Source organism: Liquorilactobacillus uvarum DSM 19971 (genome assembly GCF_001434935.1).
GTDB classification, from domain to species: Bacteria; Bacillota; Bacilli; order Lactobacillales; family Lactobacillaceae; genus Liquorilactobacillus; species Liquorilactobacillus uvarum.
In genome coordinates this window covers 1-207 of record NZ_AZEG01000163.1, presented here as the reverse complement: position 1 = coordinate 207, position 207 = coordinate 1, and the positions used below count along the sequence as shown (strand labels likewise).

Genomic DNA, 207 nt, shown 5'->3' with positions numbered 1-207 from the left:
CGATGAATTGCCACGTCGGCTACCATGCCCTCATCAACAAAATTTTCTTGCACATATATTGTCAGTAATTCTTTCTGTTCAGATTCACTTAATTCTACCGGTAAAGCCACGTTAAACTCTTTTGCATACCGTGAGTTTGATTTACGATCGTTCTTTTCAACTTCATTCCACAACTGCTCTCGATCACTCGCCCATTCAGGTGAATTT

Annotated in this window: 1 protein-coding gene; it reads right to left on the bottom strand. The window is 40.1% G+C overall.

All coding sequences use genetic code 11. The annotated features are described in order from the left end of the window. A partial coding sequence (locus tag FD20_RS12905; RefSeq protein WP_162255675.1) for a MobA/MobL family protein occupies positions 1 to 207 on the bottom strand: 207 nt, incomplete at both ends.